This is a genomic window from Nostoc sp. GT001 (assembly GCF_030382115.1).
Classification (GTDB): domain Bacteria; phylum Cyanobacteriota; class Cyanobacteriia; order Cyanobacteriales; family Nostocaceae; genus Nostoc.
The window spans coordinates 1,363,595-1,388,511 of sequence record NZ_JAUDRJ010000003.1; the positions used below are offsets into that span (position 1 = coordinate 1,363,595).

The window sequence follows — 24,917 nt, forward strand, 5'->3', positions numbered from 1 at the left end:
TCGGCAAGGTAATGCTAATTCTCCTAGAATGGAGAATGTTAGACCTGACAAGGATATTGCCAGCTATAATAAAAATATTGAATAACCGTGTGCGGTGAACAATCGCAAGCACGGTTTCGGAAGAGAGGGGTGGAATGGCAACATTTCCCTCGACTCTACCTCTCAGCGGCTACTTATTTAAAGATTATCATCAGGTTGCCAAGCTTTTCGCCAACGTTGATCAATTTTATAATCTACTCTTTGGTAACGTATGTCAGTCGATAGGCGAATGCGTTTTTGTAAATCTTGATTTGTTGAAGAAGCATGAATAATATATGGACTATGAACAACAACATCTCCTGCTTTATACTCTGCTACTAACCATCTACTATTTAGTAAATCAGATAAAGCAGCTAAGTCTTTAGTAATCCAGCCTCTTCGCCCCATACCTTGACTACGAATAGCATGAGCTTCTTGGCAAGATAAATTACTGATATCGGAATCAAATTTCTGTTCTATTTGTTGCCCCAACTTCCAAGAATTTTCTAAATATATTAAACCACCCATTTCTACTGGAATATCTCCCAGAGGTATCCAGCAAGTGTACACATCATTAGTACCACATCTTAGGTAAGTGAAATCATAATGAGATCCAGTATCACTACTATAGTCACCGGGTATTTTACACCGAATAATTTTGCGTTCCAGTGAGCAGACAGATCCGTTCAAGAAAAACTGAAAAAAGTTCAAAATTTCCTTTGAATTAAATAAAAATTCATATTCTTTAGAAGTAATCATTTCGCATCTAATCTTATTCATTATTCCTGGTTTTATTTTTCGTACACAAAAAATCCCATCTTCAGTTAATGAACCTTCTTTTAAGAGTCCAAGTCTCTTGCATTTTGTTAAAAATAGATAGCGAAATTCCATGACTTTTTTGGTATCAAGTAACCCTTTGAGCCATAAATATCCTTGTTCCTGATACTGTTGTTTGAGGGTAGCAATAGAAGAAGTTATATCGCTAGAATTAAGCCAGCCGAGACGATTGGTGTCCATTGAAAGTGGGAAACCATTGCTCATTAAGGTGATACTAATATTTTTCTCCATGATTTATCGAATCCAGTTCCTATTTTCAGTGAATGTAAAAACCACGATTAAGTAGGTAGGTGGGAAAATTTATAACTATGTCATTGCGAACATAGCAAAGCAAAGTGAAGCTATCACAAGGATTTCGACTCTTTTACATTTTGTTACATAGTTAGGTTTATTTGAGCCAACCTACTTAGCTAATGTTTGAACTATTAACTAGGATATGGGTTTAAATTTTAGAAATTTAATTTTGTAGGAATGTTTTTATTTACAGAAAAAACCTCTGTAACCCTTTTAAAGGTTGTACATATCTCGGAATAAGTAGAGCCGCGTGAATAATTCAAGGTTTGTAGTGTTCGCGCAGCGTCTCGTAGAGAGGACTTTAGTCCTCTTATGAGGGCTGAAACCCTCACTAAGAACTGATATCAATATTTTTTACATTACTTAATCTAGTTTGATTTATTCTCACCGACTTACTTATCATTACTATTAAGCCTCTTGACTTTTGAATTGAACTTAGTTCTTGTGTACTACTTTGTCAGCTTTTTGTTGATGTGTGACAGTTAGGGTGCGGAAAGTGGGTTAAAATAATACTCTCCTATCCCAGAGATTTGAAAAATTAACTCTGCCGCTTTACTCATTAACGAAGTGTTAATCTCAAGTTGATAATTCCCCTGTTTTAAAATCTCTATTACAACTTGACTGAAATCTGCATTACCTTTCCTCGCACCCAAACCATTAATTGCACATTCAATTTGCCTCACGCCACAACTTAAAGCAATGAGTGAATTATCTACCGCCATACCCAAATCATCATGACAGTGTACTGAAACTACAACTTCGTTAATATTGGGTACTCGATTAAAAATCATTTGCAGAAGTTGCGAAAACTCTTCTGGCGATGCCAAACCTAAGCTATCAGGAATACTAACAGTAGTAGCACCACTCTTAATTGCAGTTTCAATAGATTTACACAAAAAATCTGGCTCACTTCTAGGAGCATCAAAAGCGCTCCATTCTACATCATCACAGTAATTGCGTGCTAGAGAAACACTCTCTTTGATTGTTGCTAATACTTCTTCTTTGCTTAATTTAGACTGATTTTTAAGATTTACCGGAGTATAAGTGTGAATTCTACCTCTGATTGCTGGTTTAATTGCTTCAGCAAGAGTGATTATTTCATTTGAATTGGAACTAGCTAGCCCACAAATAATAGAATTTTTAATTATTTTAGAAATATTAAAGACTTCATCAAAATCTTTTTGAGAACTTGCTGGATAACCAACTTCAATAATATCTACTCCCATTTCTTCGAGCAACAGGGAGATAGCGATTTTTTGTTGCAAATTCATCTTTACACCAGGCGTCAATTCTCCATCACGCATGGTGGTATCAAAAATAATTACTTTGTGATTATTTTCTGACATATTGGCTAGAGATAGCGATTCATCTCTTTGAGGTCTTGCTTGGCTGGAATTGTTAAAACGTACCGACTCATTATTTAGCGCCTCTGCTTGTTGCATTTGAGCTTCAGCACGTCGGATATCTTCTTCAATTTCTGCAAAGACCTCTTCACCATCAACTACTTCACCACGCTCTGAGGCTTCAATACCTTCTAGGATTTTAGCTTTCAATTCTGCTTGACGTTGTTCTTGAAAGCGATCTCGTTCATCTAGCAATCTCAATGCTTCGCCCATCACCTCACTTACTGAGTGATATCGACCACCATTAACTTTATCCTTAACCAACTGCTCCAGTTCTGGGGTCAAAGATACATTCACAATTATTACCTCATTCCATTTACTCTATATAGTAACCGAAAGCAATTGGAGCAAGGCTAAAATAATTCGTAATTCGTAATTCAATTACGAATTAAAGCTACGGTGTATACACAAGTCTTGCGGCAGGCATATCTTTAATTAATGGATATTAATGAATCTCGCGCTACGTTTCTATCTCACCTTGGAATTCATTCCAAAATGAGATAGCTACTAAACAAGAGTATTTCAGCAAATAATTACGAATTACGAATTACGAATTACGAATTAATTTGCTGCTGTCTGGGCTTCTTGATAAATTATTTCTTGGAACTGAATCATATCTTTTTGTGGATCGGCGTGGCTAACTTTCACCGCTATCTGTTCGCCCAAGTTCACAGAACGTTTGAAAGCCATTGGCAACTGCAAGCCCAAATCTTCTAACAAAATTAGGGCTAAGTTGCTGTCTTCTCGCAACCACATCAACACTGTTACATCCCAAATTTCCTCTGGATGACGGCGTAAATACTCTAGAGCATAATATCTATTAGTTTGTCGTTCCACCATCGTCACCTCTTGGGTGATGCTGGTGACAGTCATCATTACTTCTTTAAGTTGATCTGCGGAAAATGGCAGAACTTCACCCCGCAAATGAGCTTTAATTTGAAAGTGGGTGAGTAAGTCACTGTAGCGGCGGATGGGAGAGGTTGCTTGAGTGTAAGTATCCAAGCCCAAACCAGCATGACGCAAAGGCGTAATGCTCATTTCACTCTTGGGCATACAACGACGCATAGCGCAAGCGCGAACGAATCCGGCTGGAAGTAGAAGCAATTCCTCATCTGGAGGTAATTCTGGTTGCGGTTGACCGCGAAAAGGCAAAGGGATGTTATGAGTTTTACCATAACGAGCCGCAACTTCACCGACAACAATCATCATTTCTGCTACCAGTTGCCGCGATGGGGAATCGTCCAAAATATCAATGTGGATCTCCTCACCTTTGACTTTGATTGTTGCTTCGGGCATGGTGATGCTAATTGCCCCTTGGGCGTAACGCCAAGCTCTGCGCCGCTGTGCCCAAATAGCGATCGCAGCAATTTCTGGTTCTGCCTGTACCCGTAATTGCAGCATTTCATCTACATCTTCGTAGGTGAGGCGATAAGTCGGCTTAATAAAGCTGGTATGAATGCTGTAATCTTCTACTCCCCCAGTTGTACCTAAAATAATCCCGAAACTGAGGGCGCAACAAACCTTTCCCTGGATCAGACTCATTGGCCCAGTTGCCAACACTTCTGGAAACATGGGAATCATTCCCGTCGGTAAATAGACTGTACTACCGCGCTTTCTGGCTTCCAAATCTAATTCATCTTCCGGTACTAACCATCTAGTGGGATCGGCGATATGCACCCACAGGCGCTCCCGTCCATCAGGCAGTACTTCCCAACTTAGACCATCGTCGATCTCTGTGGTAGTTTCATCATCAATGGTGTAAACCTTCAGTTGAGTCAGATCAAGGCGGTTTGCATCTGAGTCAATCGGCGGGAAATCCAAACGCTGTTGCGCCACTTCTAATACCTTATGAGGAAATTGAATCGGAATTGAAGAACGCCGCAGGAACAAGTTTTCATTAGGACTCCAGCAACCCAAATCTACTAATAGTTGAAAAGCCCCTTGGGGTGTTGTGGGGCGTCCCAGCATGGTCATAGTTTCTAGTACTGGAGCGCTGGGTGGATAAGCGCGAGCCAAGGAGTCATAATTAACCCCCGTCCGCACCGTGTCAGCTATTAGCGCTGCATATTTTTCTAGTCCTTCTAAGCGCTGGCGATCGTGGCGCTGCCACTCTACTGCTTCACCTTTGAGCGCTTGCTCTACGCGAGTTAAAAATTCCTGCTGTCCTTTAGCTTTTAGGGCCTCTACTTCCAGTTGGTGCTTGCGTTCTGCTACTTGAGCAGCAGTTCTCGGCTCGTAAGCGTCTCCTTTTTGCTTGAAATAAAGTTTGTCGTCTGATAACAAGCAATAGGCGGCGTAACAAGGAGGCGCGGCTGATTCTGAAAATAGCAGATTCGCCATTTGGTTTGGGGTAACTGTTTCCCCATCTTCAACCAGTAATTCCCAAGCCACTTCTAAACTAGATGGGTCTAAATAAGGCTTGATCTGCTCCAAAAAGCTGGCAATTTCAGAAGCCTTGTAAGTCTGTCCGGTAACTGTATAGGTTATTTGTCTAGGCGCGAGGCTGTGGGATTGACCACGTTCGTCTACCACAAACCAGCGGGTTTTACCGTCTGGACGTTCTACGATGCCCAGACGGCGATCGCCTTGAACCCTAAATTCAACTAGCGTCCCCTTCTCCACAACTCTCGCACTCTAATTTGGTGAACAGTTTAAATAGTTTTAAGTTAGGAGTTAGGAGTTAGAAGTTTTGATTCTTAACTCATCACTCATCACTCATAACTCATCACTCTTTTTAGCCTTCCGCATTGATAAATGGCAACAGAGCCACAATCCGCGAACGTTTAATTGCTAATGTCAACTCTCGCTGTTGTTGAGACGTAAGCCCGGTAATCCGACGTGGCAGTATCTTTCCCCGCTCGGTGACAAACTTACGCAATAAATCAACATCCTTATAATCGATTGGTTCTCCTGGCTTGATCGGAGAAAGACGACGACGGAAATAACTCATCTCTACTTAATTTCCTTGTGAACGGTATGTTTGTTGCAGTGGGTGCAGAACTTTTTCAGTTCTAGCCTGTTGGTGGTGTTGCGGCGATTCTTAGTACTGGTATAACGGTTAACACCAGCAGAACGCTTATCTGAATTTGTCCGGCACTCAGTACACTCTAGTGTGATAATAATGCGGGCACCTTTACTCTTAGCCATAATCTTACAAACAGTGAAGCCTGAAGAGAATTAACACAAATGACTATCTTCTCACATTCCGCCGCATATTTTCAACTAATCTTTTAATCTTTATATCGAGCGAGTAGCCACGACGCGACGAAACGATAAAAGTTCCACAATAGCGATCGTGTAAAGCCTGCCGCATCTGGGTATCAGAGAAGGCAGTCCCACAATCAATAGCTAGGGGAATTACTAGCAGTATAGCAGTGGGATTGGCTCTAATATTGCTCAGGGCAATTGACACTAATAAAGCACCCAAGCCGATAATCGCCTCTCGCTTCACTAGTGAGAGCAAATCGGGAATTCTGCCCACTACTTCCCCATCTTCAACTTCCAAAACCTTTAAATCGAACGCCCAACGCCCTAAACTTTGCCCTTGATTGTTGTATGGCACTAGTACCCGCAAAATCAGCCAAAATATGACAAAAACTAGGATTTGCACAAATTGAATCCCGATATCGCCGCCTCCCAGTAGGGAACTGACTAGCCAGACACCAAGGAAATCAAGTCCCAATGCCATACCTCGGCGTCCAATCTCAGCCTTGGGATAGTGTTTTTGGGGAAGTCGTTCGATAGTCATACAAAATAAGTATTTTTATTTAGGGGTTGGAGAATAATAATTGCTCCTGTTTTTTATATTAAGATGATGACTTGGGTTTGGCGTTTAAGCTGTTATACATCAAAGTTCCATAATTCGGGCGCTTATCTTGTCTACGCCACAAGAGTCTGTTTTTAGGAAATATTTTTTTGTTGTAAAAACTTAATGTTATGAGTTTGGAAGTTGTATCATGATACATCTGTTTGCTAAAACAGCTATTAGTGTGGTGACGACTACTGCTTTAGGGTTAGCGATCGCCATAAACACGAATAACCTAGCTCATGCTGCCGAGTTCAACTTTAACTGGAAAGGAAACACTGGTTATTCAGCGAAAGGTTCATTTAACTACGATACAACAACTGCTCCCAGCGTCATTTCGGAAACAGGCTTGGGAGTTACGAAGAACTTGCAATCTCTCTCAATTTCCTTCTTTGATCCGTTGAGTAATCTGATAAATAGTTTCACTCCAGTGCTTAGTGGGATCTCTAACTACGGCTTTTTGAGATTCAACTTTGATAGCACTACTGAGCAAATCTTTGGCCCCTTTGATGTTGGCAAGGATGATGCGCTTCCTGGGGACACATGGCTTAATAATAATCTCGCACTCATAGATGAAGGTTTTAGTGATGAGGTTCTAGCGAAAGAATTTGGTTTTAACAATAGAGATGCAACAGGTACAAAGCAAATACTAGATTTAAGCAACAATTCAGTTCAGGTATCCAAAGTCCCCGAAGGAAGCATAATTATCGGTTTACTCGCAGTATGTAGCTTGGGATTTACGGCTTATAGAAATCTAGACAAAGCTACCCAAGAATAAAAGAAAATTCGGAGGCGATCGCTATGTTATCAGTCAGCGATGCACAAGCAATTATTTTAAATTTGGTGCAGCCGTTGGATCGTCAACGGGATACAGAAGTTGTAGATTTATTGACAGCCGATAGTAGGATTTTGGCAACACCTGTCACCAGTCTGCTAGATTTTCCCCATTGGGATAATTCGGCAATGGATGGCTACGCAGTTCGCTACGAAGATGTACAGCACTCTAGCACTGAACAACCAGCCATTTTAGAAATTGTTGAAGAGATTCCGGCTGGGTATCAGCCCAAGTCTACGATTCAACCAGGGCAAGCCGCACGGATTTTCACTGGTGCGGTAATCCCAGCAGGTGCGGATACTGTAGTCATGCAAGAAAAGACACGCCGCGAGGAAAACCGCGTGTTTATACTGGATGCGCCAAAACCGCAAGAATTTGTCAGACACAAAGCATCTTTTTATCAAGCTGGAACACAACTACTACCAGCAGGAATTAAGTTAAATGCCTCAGAAATTGCCGTATTGGCAGCAGCACAGTGTCCGCAATTAAGTGTTTACCGCCGTCCACGTGTGGCAATTTTTTCCACTGGTGATGAGTTGGTGACAGTCGATCGACCGTTGCAACCAGGGCAAATTGTGGATTCTAATCAGTATGCGCTGGCAGCATTGGTGAGACAAAGTGGTGCAGAACCGTTAATTTTAGGCATTGTGAAAGACGATCCAGTTGCTTTGGAGAAAGTCATTGCTCACGCCATTGCGATCGCTGATATAGTTCTTTCTTCTGGTGGCGTCTCAGTGGGAGATTATGACTATGTTGACAAAATTCTAGAGTCACTAAAAGCAAAAATCTACATTCGGGCTGTACAGATAAGTCCAGGAAAACCCCTGACTGTCGCCACTTTCCCAACTCAAAATTCAGCACTATACTTTGGTTTACCAGGAAATCCTGCTGCTGTGTTGGTGACATTTTGGCGATTTGTGCTACCAGCAATCAAGAAACTTTCGGGAATTACTGAAGGTTGGGAACCAGTCTTTTTGAAAGTGCGATCGCATGAGGAATTGCGATCAAACGGCAAACGTGAAACTTACCTTTGGGGTAAATTGCATTTAATTGATGGTGTTTACGAATTTCACAAAGCTGGTGGTAGTCACAGTTCTGGCAATTTAATTAATTTAGCTCAAACCAATGCCTTAGCTGTTCTACCTGTGGGGAAAACATTAATTTCTCCACAAGAAGAAGTGCAAGTTTTGCAGCTTTGTAATTCGTAATTTGTAATTAAAAACAGTTGCATAAAGGGATTTAGACACTATGTGAAAGAAAACCATGTATAGATTCGTAGGTTGGGTTGAACGGAGTGAAACCCAACAAAGCCCTGAAAATGTTGGGTTTCGTTCCTCAACCCAACCTACCCGGAGTGCTTTTTTAGGCTTAACCGAGCAGTATTGGGGAGCCGAAATATTACGAATTACGAATTAATTAACGTAAGTTCGATGCACAGGATTTTGACCTCACCCCCAGCCCCTCTCCTAACAGGAGAGGGGAGCAAAAAGCCTAATTTTTCGTTGCTCCTCCCTCTCCTCTCTTCGAGACGCTTCGCGAACGCAGGAGAGGGAGGCTGGGTGGGTGAAGTCTGTCGAATTCACGTTAATTAAAATGTCTGTTCAAAAGCCTCAATTAGGCTGTTAACTTCCTCAAGGGTGTTGTAATGCACCATACTCACCCGGACTATTCCACCTTGGGACGCTAACCCCAGGTATTCAATGAGCCGTTTAGCATAAAAGTCTCCGTAGCGAATCCCAATATAATGTTGGTCAATTTTTGCGGGAATGGTTGAGCTATTTATTCCATCAACGACAAAAGATATAGTTGGTACACGGGTTTGACGGTCAGCCTTTGATTGACCAATTACTCGCACATTAGGCTTACTGTTGAGGTAATTTAGGAGGCGATCGCTAATATGTTCTTCATGTATGCTAATTAAATCAAATGCTTGCACCATTTGATTTCTCAAATCAGATGCAGTTTCATTTCCGTAGTGCAATTGTGCTAATTCACTCAAGTAATCACATAAACCTAACATTCCATAACTTAATTCAAAATTGACATTCCCTAATTGAAATTTATAAGGTATGTCTGTCTGGTCAATAAAATAATGGTTAAGACCAGGCAATCTTAATAAATGTTCTTCTTTGCCATAAAGTAAGGCATGATGCGGCCCATAGACTTTGTAACAACTCAAAGTATAAAAATCAACATCTAAATCTTGGACATCAACTAATCTGTGGGGTGCATAAGCTACACCATCTACACAAATCATAGCGTTGCGATCGTGTACAAATGCAGCAATTTCTTTGATTGGATTGATGGTTCCCAAAACATTAGAAGCATGAGTCAATGCTACCAGTTTGGTGCTATGACTCATCAATGGTTCTAAATCTGCTAAATGAAGTTCTAAAGTATCTGGGCGAACTTTCCACACTTTAACCTTCATTCCTTGTTTTTCAAGAGCTACCCAAGCACCAATATTAGCCTCATGGTCACAATTAGTAACAATAACCTCATCACCAGGTGTAAAGGTTTGACCCAGACACATTGAGAGAACTTTCAACATCATTGTAGTAGATGGTACCATAACCACTTCTTTATAAGAATTGGCATTAATGAAAGTAGCCATTCCCCTAGTTGCTAAAGCCAATCGTTCTCCAGCAAGTTGAGAGATGCCATAAGAAGCTCCTAACTGGACATCTGAACTGAGGAGAAATTCGCTAATTCTATCTACTACTTTTTTCAAGGTTTGTGACCCACCAGCATTATCAAAAAAAGTCCACTCACCAGCTAGAGCCGGAAAATATTGACGAACTTTATCAAGATTCAGGAGCATAATATAAGTTTTCTAGAGAATGTTATTTACCCTAGCCTATCTTCTGACAAGTCGCCTAGAGAACATCTATATTCTCTTTTGATGTTTGTAGCTTGTTGTGCCAACCTTATTGCTCTAGACATCTGGTGAAAAAGAATGTAGAAAGATGTAGCGATGCTATGTCTCTACAAGGGTTCTAGATCATGCATATTATTTAATTTCTGGATATGTCTTCTACAAGAACCTATCTAAAGAGGGTATACTTAAATCCATAAAGAGTATTTTACTATTTGTAACTATACAAGTTACACTTGCGCACCCCACTTGCTTTCATAGCAGAAAGTCTAAGAGCGAACAAGTCAGTCGGGCTGACCAACGTAGTGGCAACACTTACAAAAGGAAAAGTGGTCGGGTATTTCTGTATCTGATGTTGGTGTAGCCTCTGTCTCCGACACGCTGTTCGCGTTCGTAGAGAAGTTGAAATCTCCTGTATTTAACTTCCAGCAACTATTAATGTCTTGATTCTTCACAATTCTCGCCAATTTTATTTGATAAGTTTAAGGGAGAGTCAAAGCAACTATTGTTTTGAGTCTTAATTCCTTGATTGAAAAGAAAGGAACGACTTATGAATACTACGGTTAAATATGACATCAAGGTTATCAAGGAAGAAGCACTTCAACTTGTTAAAAAGAGACTTGTTAACCGTCAGCAGCCAATTTATACTCTCTGTAAATATATTCCTCTTCGTGACTGGGTTAATTTTGAACTTGAGTTAGAAAAAAATGAATTTCTACTCAGAGATAGAATTATCGATTTACTGAATCATGAATATTGGGAAGATGATTGAGGCTGTATAAAGCTAAACCACTATTAGCTGCATCCCAATAAAATCAAAATTACAAATTCATTTTTCAACCTTAAAAACTCTCGAATTAATCGGGGGCTATAAGCAAAAGATTATTAAAGTAAGCAATAAATCTTGGTCGATGGCTGAGGTGCTTGAAAAGATAAGAGAAGTATCGCTAGCGTAGCAACAATTCTCTGTTAAGCAAGTTGGCACAATAAAAACAAGCTGTGTAAAGAAAAGTAAACAAGGCTCAAGCCCTTTTTCTCCCTTCTTTATTCCAATGATAATTATTGACACCGAGCTACGGTGTACATACAAGTTTTTTAGAGTTGCCCTACAAACTTACCATTGTCCTCTGGTTCCCCTACTCTGTATGGAAATGGTTAATTAGAGGTTGCTACCTCAAGTCAGATATAGCCTAACCTCAGAAGCAACCTCACCTGTTTGGCTGTGGGTTTGAGAAAGTTTTCTGTCTTCTTTTCCTAGCTGTATCAGTTAATACCTGATATTTTGGCTAAAGTCTCACATTCTTGAGCAATTGATTACTGAAATAAAGAAAAATCATTATACTAAATGATTTCAGGAAATTGGATTACGTAGATAACTCTTCTAGCCCAATCCATTCGGTAATCGATTGCCATTGGCTTGCGTAAACAATAGTACTTCTACGTTTTTCTTGTTGAGGCTTTCTAGGTAGTTTACCCATGACGACATCAGCGAATGAACTGGATTCGTTCCAATCATAAATAGGCATTTCCTGCCAGCAGTGGCGACAAAACCAGTAAGTCTCTGCACCGCGTATATGTTCTAAAAGTAGGCTTGAGCAGCAAGGGCAGTAATTCATATTTTTCTCAAATCCTGTTCATAAAAGTGTTGTTGCAAATCAGGGCAGCTACTTGAGAAGCCCGTAAATATTTAAAACAAACTGTCTATATTTTGACTATAGTCTTTAAATATAAGGAACTTGTGAGGATAGTTGAAATACTTAATAAATTAGCAAAACTTATACATATTTCTTAAGTAATACTTCAGGCTGATTTAGCAGTTTTTTCGCAAAATCCTCAAATTATATTCAGATAAATTACAGGAAGATCACTATAATTGACAAATTAACCATAAGATTCAACGAGCAACTGCTTAAATTAGCTAGCTTAAATCATGTTATTAATTATTCTCTATGATCGATTAGCCCTGATAGTTTTTTAGTCGATATTGTCTTGAACAGTCAGAAAATATTCAGCCAATTGAGATAGAGTAAGTCCGCAGCCAAAGTCAAAATAATTTAAAATCATGGGTTGAGGCACAATCGGCTCAAATGATGCAAGTTAATCAGGAACTTCAACAAGCCCTCGAAGAACTCCGGGTTGTGAAAGAAAAACTGCACCAAGCTTACGAGGAGTTAGAACAACGAGTGACGGAACGGACAGCAGAACTTGTGATGTCTAACGTCCTGTTGCAACAAGAAATTATTGAACGCGAAAGGGCAGAAGCGGCGTTACGGCAGAGCGAAAACCTCTATCGCCAACTTGTGGAAAGCCAAACTGATTTAATTATTCGCATTGATTTGCAGGGGCAGATTACCTTTGGCAATGTGGCAGCTTGTCAAACCTTCGGCTGGAAACAAGATGAGTTTCGTGGTCAGTCATATTTCCAGTTTCTTCATCCAGATGACTTGCCTCAAGTGATGGAAAGTATCACAGCTTTAGGATCTTCATCCCATTCCTTGACTAATTATGAGCGATGTGCATTGACAGTCAACGGTATTCGCTGGTTTCAATGGAATGCGATCGCAATTCATAATGACAAAGGAGAGGTTGTTGAAATACAACTGGTAGGCAGAGATATTACTGAACAGCAAGCTGCGTTACACGACCGCCAACTTGCCGAAGCAGCACTACACCAAAGTGAGGAGAAATTTCGCACTTTTTCCGAAAATACCCACGCAGTGATCTGGATTGGTAGCGCAGATTCATTCTACCCTTTGTACATTAGTCCTGCTTATGAGAAGATTTGGGGTCGATCTTCCCAAGGTTTATTTGAGCAGCCAATATCTTGGGTAGACACAGTTCATCCAGACGATCGCGATCGCGCTACCCAATCAATTAAGCAACTACTTAGTGGCAGTCAATCCATTTCAGCAGAATATCGGATTTTGCGACCTGACGGATCGATCCGCTGGATTTGGAATCGGGGTTTTGCTGTCTATGACGACCAAGGAAAAGTTAACTACTATGGTGGCATTGCTGAAGATATCACCGAGCGCAAGCTGGCTGAAGAGTCACTGCGGGAAAGTGAAGCGCGATTGAGTTTAGCGACTGAAGCTGTCCAAATAGGCATATGGGATCGGAACCTGATCACCAATACTTGTGTTTGGTCTGCCAATATGGGGCTACTTTATGGTCTGCCGAGCAATACCTTGTGTCCAACCGTTGAAGACTATTTCAATTTAATCCATCCAGCAGATCGCGAATCTGTAGCTGCGACTATAGCTCGCATGATTGAGGAAGGAAAGGGATCTATAGAGTATCGAATTATCTGGCCCGACGGCAGCCTACACTGGTTAAACTGCAAAGGTCAGGTCTACTATAACGAAATCGGTGAGCCGATCCGGATCATCGGTACAAATAGGGATATCACCGAGCGGAAGCTGGCGGAACAAAAAATCTCCGAACAAGCCGCTCTACTTGATATCGCTACCGATGCCATATTAGTTCGAGATTTCCAGTCTCAAATCTTATTCTGGAATAAAGGTGCAGAGCGGATGTATGGTTGGCTTTCTACAGAGGTTATTGGCAAAGACCTCTACGAGATTTTATACCCAGTTGGAATTCACCACCAATTGCAAGAACCACTAAAAAGCGTAATTGAGAGTGGCTCGTGGCAAGGTGAGTTACATAAAGTTACAAAATCCGGTCAGAAAATTATTGTGGAAAGCCGTTGGACATTGATGCGCGATTCTGCCGGAGATCCCAAATCCATCCTGACTGTTGACACTGACATCACCCAAAAGAAACAACTCGAAGAGCAGTTTTTTCGCACCCAGCGATTGGAAAGCCTTGGTACCCTTGCAGGTGGTATTGCCCACGACTTGAACAATATATTGACGCCTATTTTGGCAGCTGCTCAATTATTACAGGGAAAATTTTTCCAAGACGAGGAGCGTTCTGGGCAATTGCTGAGACTGATAGAAAGCAACGCCAAACGCGGAGCAGCTTTAGTGAAGCAAGTCTTATCCTTTGCACGGGGATATAAAGGAGAGCCGACAATTATTCAAGTCCAGTATCTAATTTCAGAAATTATCCAAATTGCTAAACAGACATTTCCCAAATCTATTGAATTTTCCACCATTATCCCAGAAGATATTTGCGCGATCGCTGGGGATACTACACAACTACATCAAGTGTTAATGAATCTGTTAGTAAACGCCCGCGATGCTTTACCAGATGGTGGCAATATCAATATTTCTGTGGAAAATAAGTTTATTGATGAAGCTTATACCAGAATGAATCTTGATGCCAAGGTTGGGCATTATATTGTGATTACCGTTACCGATAACGGAATTGGGATACCGCCAAAAATATTAGATAGAATTTTTGAGCCATTTTTCACCACAAAAGAGGTCAACAAAGGTACGGGACTTGGACTTTCAACAGCGTTGGGCATCATTAGAAGCCATGACGGTTTTATTAAAGTGTCTAGCAATGTCGGTAGAGGCAGCAAGTTTGACCTGTTTTTACCAGCTGTAGAAGCAACCCACTCATTTAAGATAGAAGACCTGGATTTGCTCCCAGGAGAGGGAGAATTGATTTTAGTTGTAGATGATGAAGCTCAAATTCGGGAAATTACCACAATCATTCTAGAAAATCATAACTATAAGATACTCACTGCTAGTAATGGCATTGAGGCGATCGCACTTTACGCCCAACACAAGCATCAAATCAATGCTGTGTTGATGGATCTAATGATGCCAGAAATGGATGGAATCACCGCTATTCGCACCTTGCGAAAAATGAACAACCAGCTTCAAATTATTGCCTGTAGCGGGCTGAACTCAATGGAAGTGTTTGCTCAAGCTGCTGATGTTAATGTGCAAGTAGTTTTATCTAAACCCTATACGGCCAGAGAATTATTGAACAGTTTACACCACCTATTTAGAGGGTAGTAAAGAGAAGGGGAGCATACTTCTCTACGAGAGGCTGCACTTCTCTACGAGACGCTCCGCGAACGACTACGCTCTGTTACCACGCCAACGGCTACGCTCAGTAACCAGGGGAGCAGGGGAGTAAGTTTTTTGCTCTGCCTCTTGTGCCCAATTCCTCACAAGATCTTCAAATTGTTTTCTTAAATTCAGAGTGTGGATAATATTGGCAAAATGGGGTTAATCTGGCTGATGAATATTGTTAGGAAGATTAATGATAACTTAGCGATCGCTGGGCAAATTACACTAGATCAACTGGGACAAATAGCTGATGAGGGTTATAAGTCTGTACTGAACCTACGTTTACCCGACGAAATAGACTTGCTGGCTAATGAGCAGGAGAAGACTGAGCTTTTGGGATTGTATTACGTTAATATCCCAACTAAACCTGAAGACATTAATCATCAAGGTATGCTCCAGATATATCAGATTATCACTGAACTACCCAAACCGATTCTGATACATTGTGATAATTCAATTCGTTCAGCTGCAATAGTATTGTTGTATATCGCCCTCAAACAAGGCATAGCATTTGAAAAAGCACTGCAAAAAGTTATTAATTTAGGCTTGATATAAGACTAGTACCGCAAGGCGGAAGTCAAAAGTTAAAAGTCAAAAGAATTATATTCCAAGCTGACTTGCGATCGCTCCAATTTTGCTTTAGTACTTAATTGAATAAAATAGTGTTTTATACCTGATTAAGAAAGAAACTCGTTCAATAATTTTCCCTTGTCTGCCTTTCCACTCTCTCATCCCACAGATTTGCAGTTCTCACAGCCTTTCATCCCAGAGCTAGACGCGAAAATTTTTATAGTAATTTACGATCATTTGGGGAATATACCTCAGCAAACCGAAAACTGGAAAGAAAAATGAGGTAGTTACCTAGCTAAATTTCTGGAATTCGTCATCATGTATGAACTAGTTCAAGCTCTCTCCAACGGTGATGAAAAAACTGCTCTACATCAGTTGATTTATGCGTTGAGTATTTCAGGTAAGCATTACTTCCTAAGAAACGAAATTTTGCAAGCTTTTGCTGATTACTGTCATCAATCCCAAAAGCCAGCCTATTTTTACTACTCTTCTTCTGTTGGCAAACTAATACAATATACCCACGAAATAATTCTCGAAGAGGAAAGTACTTGGTTCGTGATTCGACCGAGGATTGCTAATCAAGAAGTTTGGCAACTGACAGCCGATTTTAGCAGGTTCGAGCAGATGACGCCTCAAGCGCTGTTAGATGTGAGAGATCGTCTAGTCAACCGCTACCAACCCCATATTCTGGAAATCGACCTCCACCCCTTCTATGAGAGTTCTCCAAGAATTGACGACGCGAGAAATATTGGTCAAGGTTTAGCCTTCCTCAACCGTTACCTGTGCAATCAATTGTTGACTGACTCTGAATATTGGGTAGAAATGTTATTTAAAGCATTACATAGGCTGCAATGCAATGGTATTCGCCTATTGTTGAGCGATCGCATTTCTTCTGGTATTGAGTTAGCCAAACAAATTAAGCTAGCGCTGAAATTGCTGAGTGAGCGATCGCCTGATGAACCTTATGAAAAATTCCGCTTTGACCTCCAAGAACTCGGCTTTGAGCCGGGTTGGGGTAACACTGCGGCGCGAGTCTCCGAAACTTTAGAACTTCTCGATCGACTTATTTACTCCCCAGAACCCGGCATTTTAGAAACATTTGTAGCCCGCGTCCCCGCCGTCTTTCGCGTCGTCCTTGTTTCCGTCCACGGCTGGGTGGGACAGGAAGATGTTTTGGGAAGAGATGAAACACTCGGTCAAGTTATCTACGTCCTCGAACAAGCTCGCAGTCTAGAAAACGAACTACGCGAACAAATCAAACTCGCTGGACTCGACCAACTAGGCATTAAACCCCATGTAATTATTCTGACTCGATTAATTCCTAACTGTGAAGGCACATTTTGTAACCTGCCCTTAGAAAAAGTCCAAGATACCGAAAATGCTTGGATATTGCGCGTTCCTTTTGGTGAATTCAATCCAGAAATTACGAATAATTGGATTTCTAAATTTGATATTTGGCCCTATTTAGAGCAATTTGCTGTAGATGCAGAAAGAGAATTACTAGCTCATTTCCAAGGCAAGCCTAATTTAGTTGTTGGCAATTACAGCGACGGTAACTTAGTGGCCTTTCTGCTATCTCGCCGTATGAAAGTCACTCAGTGTAACATTGCCCATTCTTTGGAAAAGCCTAAATATCTATTTAGTAATTTATATTGGCAAGATTTAGAAGATAAATATCATTTTTCGGCACAATTCACCGCCGATTTGATTAGCATGAATGCAGCTGACTTTATCATCACATCGTCCTATCAAGAAATTGTCGGCACACCTGACACCATAGGCCAATACGAGTCGTATAAGTGGTTTACGATGCCACAACTGTATCACGTAGTTGATGGCATTGATTTGTTTAGTCCTAAATTTAACTTAGTGCCGCCGGGAGTAAATGAAAATCTTTTCTTTCCCTACAGCCAAAAACAAAACCGAGATTCTAAACTTTGCACAGAAGTCCACGACTTACTTTTTACCCGCGAAGATCCACAAATTCTTGGTCATTTAGAATGCCCCAATAATCGACCAATCTTTGCTCTTGATACTATCAATTCAATCAAAAACTTCACTGGTCTAGCTGAATGTTTTGGTAAAAGTCAGGCATTGCAAGAGCGTTGTAACCTGATTCTCTTAACTACTAAACTGCATTTACACGAAGCTAGCAACCCAGAAGAAGCAGAAGAAATTCAAAAACTCCACGACATTATCGACCAATATAATCTTGATGGCAAGATTCGCTGGGTGGGGATGCGTGTTCCTAGCCGGGAGATCGGCGAAGCCTACCGAGTAGTTGCCGATTCTCAGGGAATTTATGTCCATTTTGCCCTTTTTGAATCCTTCGGTCGGAGTATTTTGGAAGCGATGATTTCTGGCTTGCCAACTTTTGCTACTCAATTTGGCGGTTCTTTAGAAATTATCGAGAACAAAGAAAACCAATTTAATGTTAATCCTACAGATTTAGAAGGAACAGCAACGAAAATTTTAGACTTCCTTGAACAATGCGATTCTCATGCTGAATACTGGCAAGAAGTTTCGGAATGGATGAGTCAGCGAATTCATCACAAATATAATTGGCATTTACATAGCAATCAATTACTACTGCTTGCGAAAATGTTTAGTTTTTGGAACTTTGTTGCTCCCGAAAATAACGAAGCTAGAGATCGCTACATGGAAACCTTATTTCATCTCATTTATAAACCCAGAGTCGAAAAGATTTTGGAAAAACATCAGGGAGTGGGGAGTGGAAGAGCAGATGAGTAATGAGTAATGAGTAATGAGTTGGAGCAGGGGAGCAGGGGAGCAGGGGAGCAGGGGGAGAATAACTCCTAACTCCTAACTCATTACTCCTAACTCATTACTCCTAACTCATTACTCATTACTCAGCACTCCTAACGCCCAATGCCCAATGCCCCATTCCCAATGCCCAATGCCCAATTCCCCAATCTCTAATTTATGCAAACAAAAGGTCGTTCTCGCCATTTTATCTACACAGACTGGATATTAATCGAAACCCAGTTTGACCCTGAGCAATTGCACTCCAAAGAAACCGTCTTTACAATCGGCAATGGATACCTGGGGACAAGAGGCAGTTTTGAGGAAGGTTATCCTCATGCATTGCCAGCTACTTTTATTCACGGTGTCTATGATGATGTGCCTGTGGTATACACTGAACTAGTAAATTGCCCTGACTGGCTACCCTTGATAGTGATTGTAAATGGCGATCGCTTCCGTCTCGATCAAGGTGAGATATTGAGATACGATCGCCAGCTTGATTTACGCCAAGGACTACTGATTCAGGCCGTGCGTTGGCGCTCTCCCAATGGAAACACCATAGATATCAGCTTTGAACGCTTTGCTAGTCTTGCAGATCCGCACGTGTTGGCGCTACGCTGCCATTTAACACCAATAGATTTTGAGGGGTTAATCGAAGTTCAAGCTAGCATCAATGGCTATCCCGAAAATCAGGGTTTCAATCACTGGGAAGAATTAGATCAGGGCAAGACTAACCAAGGAATCTGGTTGCAACGCCGCACGCGCAACTCTCGAATTGAACTCGGTATGGCAGCTAAGGTGACAATATTAGGCACTGAAGCATCTTTGCAAGTTAATACCGCACCTGGTTATCCTACCTTAAGTACGACCTTCTTGGCTAAAGCGCAGCAGACTGTAACGGTGGAAAAACTTGTGACAGTTTTTACCTCGCGGGAGATTGAAGCACCAGTTCCAGCAGCTCAAGAAAAACTCGCACAACTGCCAGACTACGCAACATTACTAAAAGCCAATGAGCAAGCATGGGATGAGGTTTGGCAGCAAAGTGACATCCTGATTGAGGGGGATAGCACAGCTACTTTTGCTGTTCGCTACAATCTGTTTCAACTGCTGATTGCTGCCCCACGGGATGATGATAGGGTGAGCATTCCTGCTAAAACCCTTTCGGGGTTTGGCTATCGCGGTCATATTTTTTGGGATACAGAAATTTTTATGCAACCCCTATTTCTGTTTACTCAACCAGCGATCGCTCGCAATTTACTCAGTTACCGTTGGCACACCTTACCAGGAGCTAGACGCAAGGCAGGCCATTACAGGTATAAAGGGGCTATGTTTGCCTGGGAAAGTGCTGATACTGGAGATGAAGTAACACCGCGTTGGGCTATTGGTAGTGATTTTTATGGTGAAGACGTGCGGATTTGGTGCCGCGATCGCGAAATTCATATCAATGCAGATATCCCCTATGCAGTCTGGAACTACTGGCAAGCCACTGGTGATGATGACTGGATGCAAAAGTGCGGTGCAGAGGTGATTTTGGATGCCGCCATTTTTTGGAGTAGCCGAGTCGAATTCAATTCTGAGCGCGAACAGTATGAAATTCGAGGAGTAATCGGAGCGGATGAATACCATGAATTAGTCCACAACAACGCCTTTACAAACCGGATGGCGCAATGGCATTTAGAAAAAGCGATCGCCGTCTATGATTGGTTGGCTGACAAATTCCCCGAACGAGCCATCGAACTAGAACAGAAACTAAAGCTGACCCCAGAGGAGCGAACGCACTGGCAAGAGATCGTCGCCAAAATATTGTTTTTCTATGACCCATCAACAGGACTAATCGAGCAGTGCGAGGGATTTTTCCAATTGGAAGATATCAACTTAGCAGATTATGAACCACGCGATCGCTCCATGCAACCGATCTTGGGTATTGATAAAACCAACAAATCTCAAATACTCAAGCAGCCAGACGTATTAATGCTCCTATATTTAATGCGGGAATCAGCAGATTTTCCCTACAACGAAAAAGCATTGCAGACAAACTGGGACTACTATGCACCCCGCACTGATATTACTTATGGTTCGTCCCTTGGCCCAGCAGTTCAAGCCATTTTAGCTTCCGATTTGGGCAAATCAACTGAAGCTTACGAACAATTTATGCGGGCGTTAATGGTGGATCTTGAAGATAACCGAGGTAATACCAACGATGGAATTCACGGCGCTAGTGCTGGTGGGATTTGGCAAGCTGTAGTTTTTGGATTCGGCGGCATCCAATTAAATGAAAATGGCCCTGTAGCCAACCCCCACCTACCCCCTGGCTGGACGCGCCTAAAGTTTAAACTGCACTGGCGTGGGAAATGGCATGACTTCGATTTGCATGAGGAACTGGGGACAAATGAGCCGGGGAGCAGGGTAGCGGGGGAGCAGGGGAGCGGGGGAGAAGTTGGAGTAAGTTTTTCCCCTCTGCCTCTTGTGCCCGATGCCCCATCTCCCATGCCCAACATCCAAGGATTCATCTTCGATTTAGATGGTGTGCTAACAGATACAGCAGAACTTCACTATCTAGCTTGGCAGAAGCTAGCTGATGAAGAGGGTATACCATTTAATCGGGAAGCTAACGAAGCCTTGCGGGGTGTATCCCGTCGTGCTTCCCTGATGCTGATTGTTGGGGATAGACCATATTCGGAAGCACAAATCGAGGAGATGATGGAGCGTAAGAATCGCTACTATGTCGAATTGATCCAAAACATGACACCCCAGGATTTGTTGCCAGGTGCGATCGCTCTATTGGATGAATTGCGGCAAGCTGATATTAAGATCGGTATTGGTTCAGCGAGTAAAAATGCCCGCCCAGTGTTAGAGCGATTGGGCATTGTGGACAAAGTAGATGCGATCGCTGATGGTTACAGCGTACAAGAACCCAAGCCAGCACCCGATTTATTTCTGTACGCAGCCAAGCAGCTAGGAATCGAACCAGCGCAATCTGTGGTTGTAGAAGATGCCGCAGCCGGTGTCGAAGCTGCTCTAGCTGCTGGGATGTGGGCAGTAGGACTCGGCCCTGTTGAGCGAGTTGGAGCCGCTCATATTGTTTTACCCAGCCTAGAAGATATTAAATGGGCTGACCTTAGAGAGCAATTGAATAACATTTCCAAACGAAAACATTAGACTTCTTGCAGAAGTTGCGTAAAGGGTAAGGGGAAAAGGGGAAAGGGATAGAATTAACATTACCCCCTTTCCCCAAAACCCGACAAGTATTGTATTAAGTCCTAATCACCCCAAAGAACTAAAACTACCTAAAACTACACTGAAATTGCTGATAACTGCTAAACTCCAAAAGCTAAGATCGTCTAAGTAGGGAATCTAAAACAAAACCCCACTTGAGCAATTAGGAGCAAGAGCGTGAATTTGGACGATTTAGCTTTGCAGATAGAGAACATGCGTAAGCGCGTCGCCCTCTTGCAACGCCAGAGCGAACAGCAAGAAGCAGAAGCAGATATTGAACTCGTTACCGCAGTATTCAAAGAAGTTTACCTGGCTTTGGAAGAACTTCAACTAGTGAATGAAGATTTAAAGCAGCAGAATGAAGAATTATCCAAAACTCAACAGGCTTTGGTAGCAGAAGGTCAACGCTACCAAGAATTATTTGAGGAAGTACCAGACGCTTATTTTGTGACTGATACAAAAGGGATAATTCAGGAAGCTAACTCAGCCGCCACCACTCTGCTTAACATTTCTAAAAGTTTGTTGTTGGGTCAATCCATAGGGATTTTTGTGCTTGAGAAAGAAGTAATTGCTTTTCATTTGAAACTAAATCATCTGCGCGATCGCACCCAATTCCCAGACTGGAAAATGCAAGAGTGGGAAGTAACCCTGCGGCCGCATGACAAAACACCTATTATGGCTGCGGTTAAGGTTGCTGCTATCCGTAATCAATCTAGTGAGTTAGTTAGTCTGCACTGGCTATTGCGGGATATTAGCGAAAGCAAGCGAACCCAAGCCAAGCTGCAATGGGCAGAAGAGGCGATGCGACAAGCGCTTGCTAAAGAAAGGGAGTTTAGCGAACTTAATTAAATCCCGCTTGCTCACCATCACTTCCCATGAGTTTCGCACCCCTTTGGCTACCATCCACTCTTCTGCGGAATTACTAGAATATTATCGCCACCTCTGGAGCGAGGAGCGACAACAAATCCACCTGCGTCGCATTCAAACATCAGTGATGCATATAACTCAGTTATTGAATGATTTATTAGTACTGAGTCAGGATGAAACAGGCAAGTTAGACTTTAATCCAACACCCATAAATTTAGTGGAATTTTGCCGCGATTTATTAGAAGAATTACAACAGAGCGATCGCTCACAACATGCGATCGTTTTTAGTAGTGAGTGCCCATGTACATCAGCTAATTTAGACGCCAAACTACTGCGCCAAATCTTAAGTAATTTATTCTCAAATTGTCTAAAATACTCTCCCATTGGCAGTACAGTTAGGTTTTCTGTAACCACTGCCAACGAGCAAGCTATATTCCAGACTCAAGACTCTGGTATTGGCATTCCCCCTTCTGACATTGAACACATCTTTGAACCCTTCCATCGCGCTAGTAATACAGCCAATATCCCAGGAATGGGATTGGGGATGTCCATCGTCAAGCAGGCTGTAGATTTACATGGCGGCGAGATGACAGTTGAAAGTGCGATCGGTACGGGAACTACCTTTACAGTCATTCTGCCATTTTCAATAAATTTCCATGTATAGCTAATCAATCACTTTTATTTATTGAATTTAGAAAAAAAAGTAATTGCTTGTATGCTGGAAGGTCTTTAAAGTAGAGTTAGCTAGGTCAACAATGAGTTGATTGTAAAGTTTTTCTTAGCAGTAGCTTAGGGAAACGAATTCAAAGACTTTGTATCTTTAAATATGAGCTTAAAATATTACGCCTGTGGTAATCTCTAACAAATCAGAATACGCACTTCTAGCCCTGTTAGAGTTAGCAACCTGCTACCCTAACGGTGAAGCCCTACAAATTCGAGAAATAGCGGCCTTGCAAGATATCCCAAACCGCTATTTAGAACAACTCCTAGCGACATTAAGACGTGGAGGTTTAATTAAGAGTATACGCGGAGCCAAAGGTGGCTATGTTCTGGCACGAGATCCTGGAAAGATTACAGTGTTGGATGCTTTTAGCTGCATGGAAGGATCAGATATTGTTGTCTCTCCTTCTGAGCCGACTCCCAACACGGTAGAAGGTGAGCTAATTCAGGAAGTTTGGCAAGAAGCACGTCAAGCTGCTAACTCCGTTTTGGAAAAATATACACTCCAAGACCTTTGTGAACGAAGATCAATCCGAGAACAGAAGGAACTAATGTATTACATTTAACAAGGATGGCCAAATAATTACTAATTTGTAATTCGTAATTAAAAAGGGAAGATGAAAGTAATAACGAGACAACCTGTGACGTTGTTATATGCCTGAAGTCAATTTTCAACAGCCTATAAATAGTGCTGCTACTCTCGTGGAGAGTTATGCAGCAGGAAAACGGAACTTTAGTAAAGCAGAACTGGGTAATGCTGATTTGCAAGGTATTAACTTGAAAGGATCTGACCTGAGTTATGCTGACCTGAGTGAAGCTAACCTGAGTAGCGCTAATTTGAGGGGAACTGATTTGAGCTTTGCCGATCTGAGTCAAGCTAATCTGAAGGATGCCGATCTTAGGGGAGCATTATTGATGTCAGCGAATCTCCGCCAAGCCGCTCTTAAAGGAGCGAACCTGGAAAAAGCAGACTGCGATCGCAACACCCATTTTCCCCAAGATTTCGACCCGGTGAAAGCGGGTATGCAGATTAAATTTGAAGATTGATTAATTTAAGTTGAGCGATCGCACTGGCCTCAAGATAGAAGATATTTCTCTCAAAAGAGTTGTATTTTGGTAAAAAAGCCTATCTATGAGGTTGACAATGGAGGCGAAAAGTGAAAACCTCAACCGACGCGCACCACTAATTACTGCTGGAATTTTTCTTGGTGTGGGTCTTGGAGGGTTTATTGATGGAATTTTACTGCATCAAATCCTCCAGTGGCATCACATGCTCAGTAACATTAGACCTCTGACAAACAGGGCGAATATAGATTTGAACATGGTATGGGATGGGTTCTTTCATACCTTGGATTGGGTATTCACCGCAACTGGACTTGTGTTACTATGGCGTGCTGGAAGACGTGATGATGTTCCTTGGTCATCACAGACCTTTATTGGATCGATACTGATTGGTGGTGGATTGTTCGACTTGGTTGAAGGTTTAATTGACCACCAAATTCTCGGTGTCCATCATGTTAAACCAGGCCCAAATGAGTTAGCTTGGGACTTAGGATTTCTGGCATTCGGTGCGCTACTTGTTCTCATCGGCTGGCTAATGATAAAAAAAGAGTCAAGAGTCATTAGTCATTAGTCATTGGTCATTGGGCATTGGGCATTGGGTATGCAGAAGAGACAAAGGTAGACAAGGAAGAGGGGGAAGACTTGGGAGAGACTTGTTCAA

The 24,917-nt window shown here is 41.9% G+C and carries 21 protein-coding genes; 13 read left to right on the forward strand and 8 right to left on the reverse strand.

Annotated features, from left to right (window positions below):
* Positions 1 to 177 precede the first annotated feature (177 nt).
* The 6 genes from QUD05_RS08505 to QUD05_RS08530 all read right to left on the reverse strand — a co-directional run bounded on the left by QUD05_RS08505 (position 178) and on the right by QUD05_RS08530 (position 6,300).
* Complete coding sequence (locus QUD05_RS08505) at positions 178 to 1,086, reverse strand: phytanoyl-CoA dioxygenase family protein (RefSeq protein ID WP_289795681.1); 909 nt, start codon at positions 1,084 to 1,086, stop codon at positions 178 to 180.
* A 545-nt stretch (positions 1,087 to 1,631) separates the two neighbouring features.
* Positions 1,632 to 2,849, reverse strand: coding sequence for a type II toxin-antitoxin system ParD family antitoxin (locus tag QUD05_RS08510; RefSeq protein WP_289795682.1), 1,218 nt, complete (start codon positions 2,847 to 2,849; stop codon positions 1,632 to 1,634).
* Between the two features lie 264 nt (positions 2,850 to 3,113).
* Complete coding sequence (locus QUD05_RS08515; RefSeq protein ID WP_289795683.1) at positions 3,114 to 5,174, reverse strand: ribonuclease catalytic domain-containing protein; 2,061 nt, start codon at positions 5,172 to 5,174, stop codon at positions 3,114 to 3,116.
* A gap of 112 nt (positions 5,175 to 5,286) precedes the next feature.
* Positions 5,287 to 5,502, reverse strand: a complete 216-nt coding sequence (rpsR, locus tag QUD05_RS08520) for a 30S ribosomal protein S18 (protein WP_012411240.1) — start codon at positions 5,500 to 5,502, stop codon at positions 5,287 to 5,289.
* 2 nt (positions 5,503 to 5,504) lie between these two features.
* Positions 5,505 to 5,699 carry a 50S ribosomal protein L33 gene (gene rpmG, locus QUD05_RS08525; RefSeq protein ID WP_094351774.1) on the reverse strand — a complete coding sequence of 65 codons (195 nt, stop codon included), beginning with the start codon at positions 5,697 to 5,699 and terminating at the stop codon, positions 5,505 to 5,507.
* Positions 5,700 to 5,742: 43 nt separating this feature from the next.
* Positions 5,743 to 6,300, reverse strand: coding sequence for an RDD family protein (locus tag QUD05_RS08530; protein ID WP_289795684.1), 558 nt, complete (start codon positions 6,298 to 6,300; stop codon positions 5,743 to 5,745).
* A 208-nt stretch (positions 6,301 to 6,508) separates the two neighbouring features.
* Between QUD05_RS08530 and QUD05_RS08535 the strand changes: the two genes are divergently transcribed.
* Genes QUD05_RS08535 through QUD05_RS08545 form a run of 3 tightly spaced genes read left to right on the forward strand, consistent with a single transcriptional unit; the run spans position 6,509 to position 8,608 of the window.
* Positions 6,509 to 7,135: a PEP-CTERM sorting domain-containing protein gene (locus tag QUD05_RS08535; protein WP_289795685.1), complete on the forward strand. Its 627-nt coding sequence runs from the start codon at positions 6,509 to 6,511 to the stop codon at positions 7,133 to 7,135.
* A 23-nt stretch (positions 7,136 to 7,158) separates the two neighbouring features.
* On the forward strand, positions 7,159 to 8,400 hold the full coding sequence (locus tag QUD05_RS08540; RefSeq protein WP_289795686.1) for a molybdopterin molybdotransferase MoeA: 1,242 nt from the start codon (positions 7,159 to 7,161) through the stop codon (positions 8,398 to 8,400).
* 55 nt (positions 8,401 to 8,455) lie between these two features.
* The gene (locus QUD05_RS08545; RefSeq protein ID WP_289795687.1) at positions 8,456 to 8,608 is read left to right on the forward strand and encodes a hypothetical protein; all 153 of its coding nucleotides are present in this window, start codon (positions 8,456 to 8,458) and stop codon (positions 8,606 to 8,608) included.
* Between the two features lie 172 nt (positions 8,609 to 8,780).
* On the opposite strand, the gene QUD05_RS08550 is transcribed toward QUD05_RS08545, so the two are convergent.
* Positions 8,781 to 10,013 (reverse strand): cysteine desulfurase-like protein, encoded by a 1,233-nt coding sequence (locus QUD05_RS08550; protein WP_289795688.1) that lies wholly within the window; start codon positions 10,011 to 10,013, stop codon positions 8,781 to 8,783.
* Positions 10,014 to 10,617: 604 nt separating this feature from the next.
* Here QUD05_RS08550 and QUD05_RS08555 point away from each other — a divergent pair.
* Positions 10,618 to 10,839 (forward strand): DUF4327 family protein, encoded by a 222-nt coding sequence (locus QUD05_RS08555; protein WP_289795689.1) that lies wholly within the window; start codon positions 10,618 to 10,620, stop codon positions 10,837 to 10,839.
* A 592-nt stretch (positions 10,840 to 11,431) separates the two neighbouring features.
* On the opposite strand, the gene QUD05_RS08560 is transcribed toward QUD05_RS08555, so the two are convergent.
* Positions 11,432 to 11,683, reverse strand: coding sequence for a hypothetical protein (locus tag QUD05_RS08560; RefSeq protein ID WP_289795690.1), 252 nt, complete (start codon positions 11,681 to 11,683; stop codon positions 11,432 to 11,434).
* Positions 11,684 to 12,154: 471 nt separating this feature from the next.
* On the opposite strand from QUD05_RS08560, the gene QUD05_RS08565 reads away from it, so the two are divergent.
* The 9 genes from QUD05_RS08565 to QUD05_RS08605 all read left to right on the forward strand — a co-directional run bounded on the left by QUD05_RS08565 (position 12,155) and on the right by QUD05_RS08605 (position 24,827).
* The gene (locus QUD05_RS08565) at positions 12,155 to 15,001 is read left to right on the forward strand and encodes a PAS domain S-box protein (RefSeq protein ID WP_289795691.1); all 2,847 of its coding nucleotides are present in this window, start codon (positions 12,155 to 12,157) and stop codon (positions 14,999 to 15,001) included.
* 228 nt (positions 15,002 to 15,229) lie between these two features.
* Complete coding sequence (locus QUD05_RS08570; RefSeq protein WP_289799922.1) at positions 15,230 to 15,613, forward strand: protein tyrosine phosphatase family protein; 384 nt, start codon at positions 15,230 to 15,232, stop codon at positions 15,611 to 15,613.
* A gap of 333 nt (positions 15,614 to 15,946) precedes the next feature.
* Positions 15,947 to 18,379, forward strand: a complete 2,433-nt coding sequence (locus QUD05_RS08575; RefSeq protein WP_289795692.1) for a sucrose synthase — start codon at positions 15,947 to 15,949, stop codon at positions 18,377 to 18,379.
* Positions 18,380 to 18,571: 192 nt separating this feature from the next.
* Positions 18,572 to 21,550 carry a beta-phosphoglucomutase gene (gene pgmB / locus QUD05_RS08580; protein WP_289795693.1) on the forward strand — a complete coding sequence of 993 codons (2,979 nt, stop codon included), beginning with the start codon at positions 18,572 to 18,574 and terminating at the stop codon, positions 21,548 to 21,550.
* Positions 21,551 to 21,784: 234 nt separating this feature from the next.
* Positions 21,785 to 22,456 carry a PAS domain-containing protein gene (locus QUD05_RS08585; protein ID WP_289795694.1) on the forward strand — a complete coding sequence of 224 codons (672 nt, stop codon included), beginning with the start codon at positions 21,785 to 21,787 and terminating at the stop codon, positions 22,454 to 22,456.
* 7 nt (positions 22,457 to 22,463) lie between these two features.
* The gene (locus QUD05_RS08590) at positions 22,464 to 23,138 is read left to right on the forward strand and encodes a sensor histidine kinase (RefSeq protein WP_289795695.1); all 675 of its coding nucleotides are present in this window, start codon (positions 22,464 to 22,466) and stop codon (positions 23,136 to 23,138) included.
* A gap of 184 nt (positions 23,139 to 23,322) precedes the next feature.
* Entirely contained in the window at positions 23,323 to 23,760 is a 438-nt protein-coding gene (locus QUD05_RS08595; protein ID WP_289795696.1) for an RrF2 family transcriptional regulator, read from the forward strand.
* Between the two features lie 88 nt (positions 23,761 to 23,848).
* Positions 23,849 to 24,241 (forward strand): Alr5209 family pentapeptide repeat protein, encoded by a 393-nt coding sequence (locus QUD05_RS08600; RefSeq protein WP_289795697.1) that lies wholly within the window; start codon positions 23,849 to 23,851, stop codon positions 24,239 to 24,241.
* 97 nt (positions 24,242 to 24,338) lie between these two features.
* Complete coding sequence (locus QUD05_RS08605) at positions 24,339 to 24,827, forward strand: DUF2243 domain-containing protein (protein WP_289799923.1); 489 nt, start codon at positions 24,339 to 24,341, stop codon at positions 24,825 to 24,827.
* Positions 24,828 to 24,917: the final 90 nt, after the last annotated feature.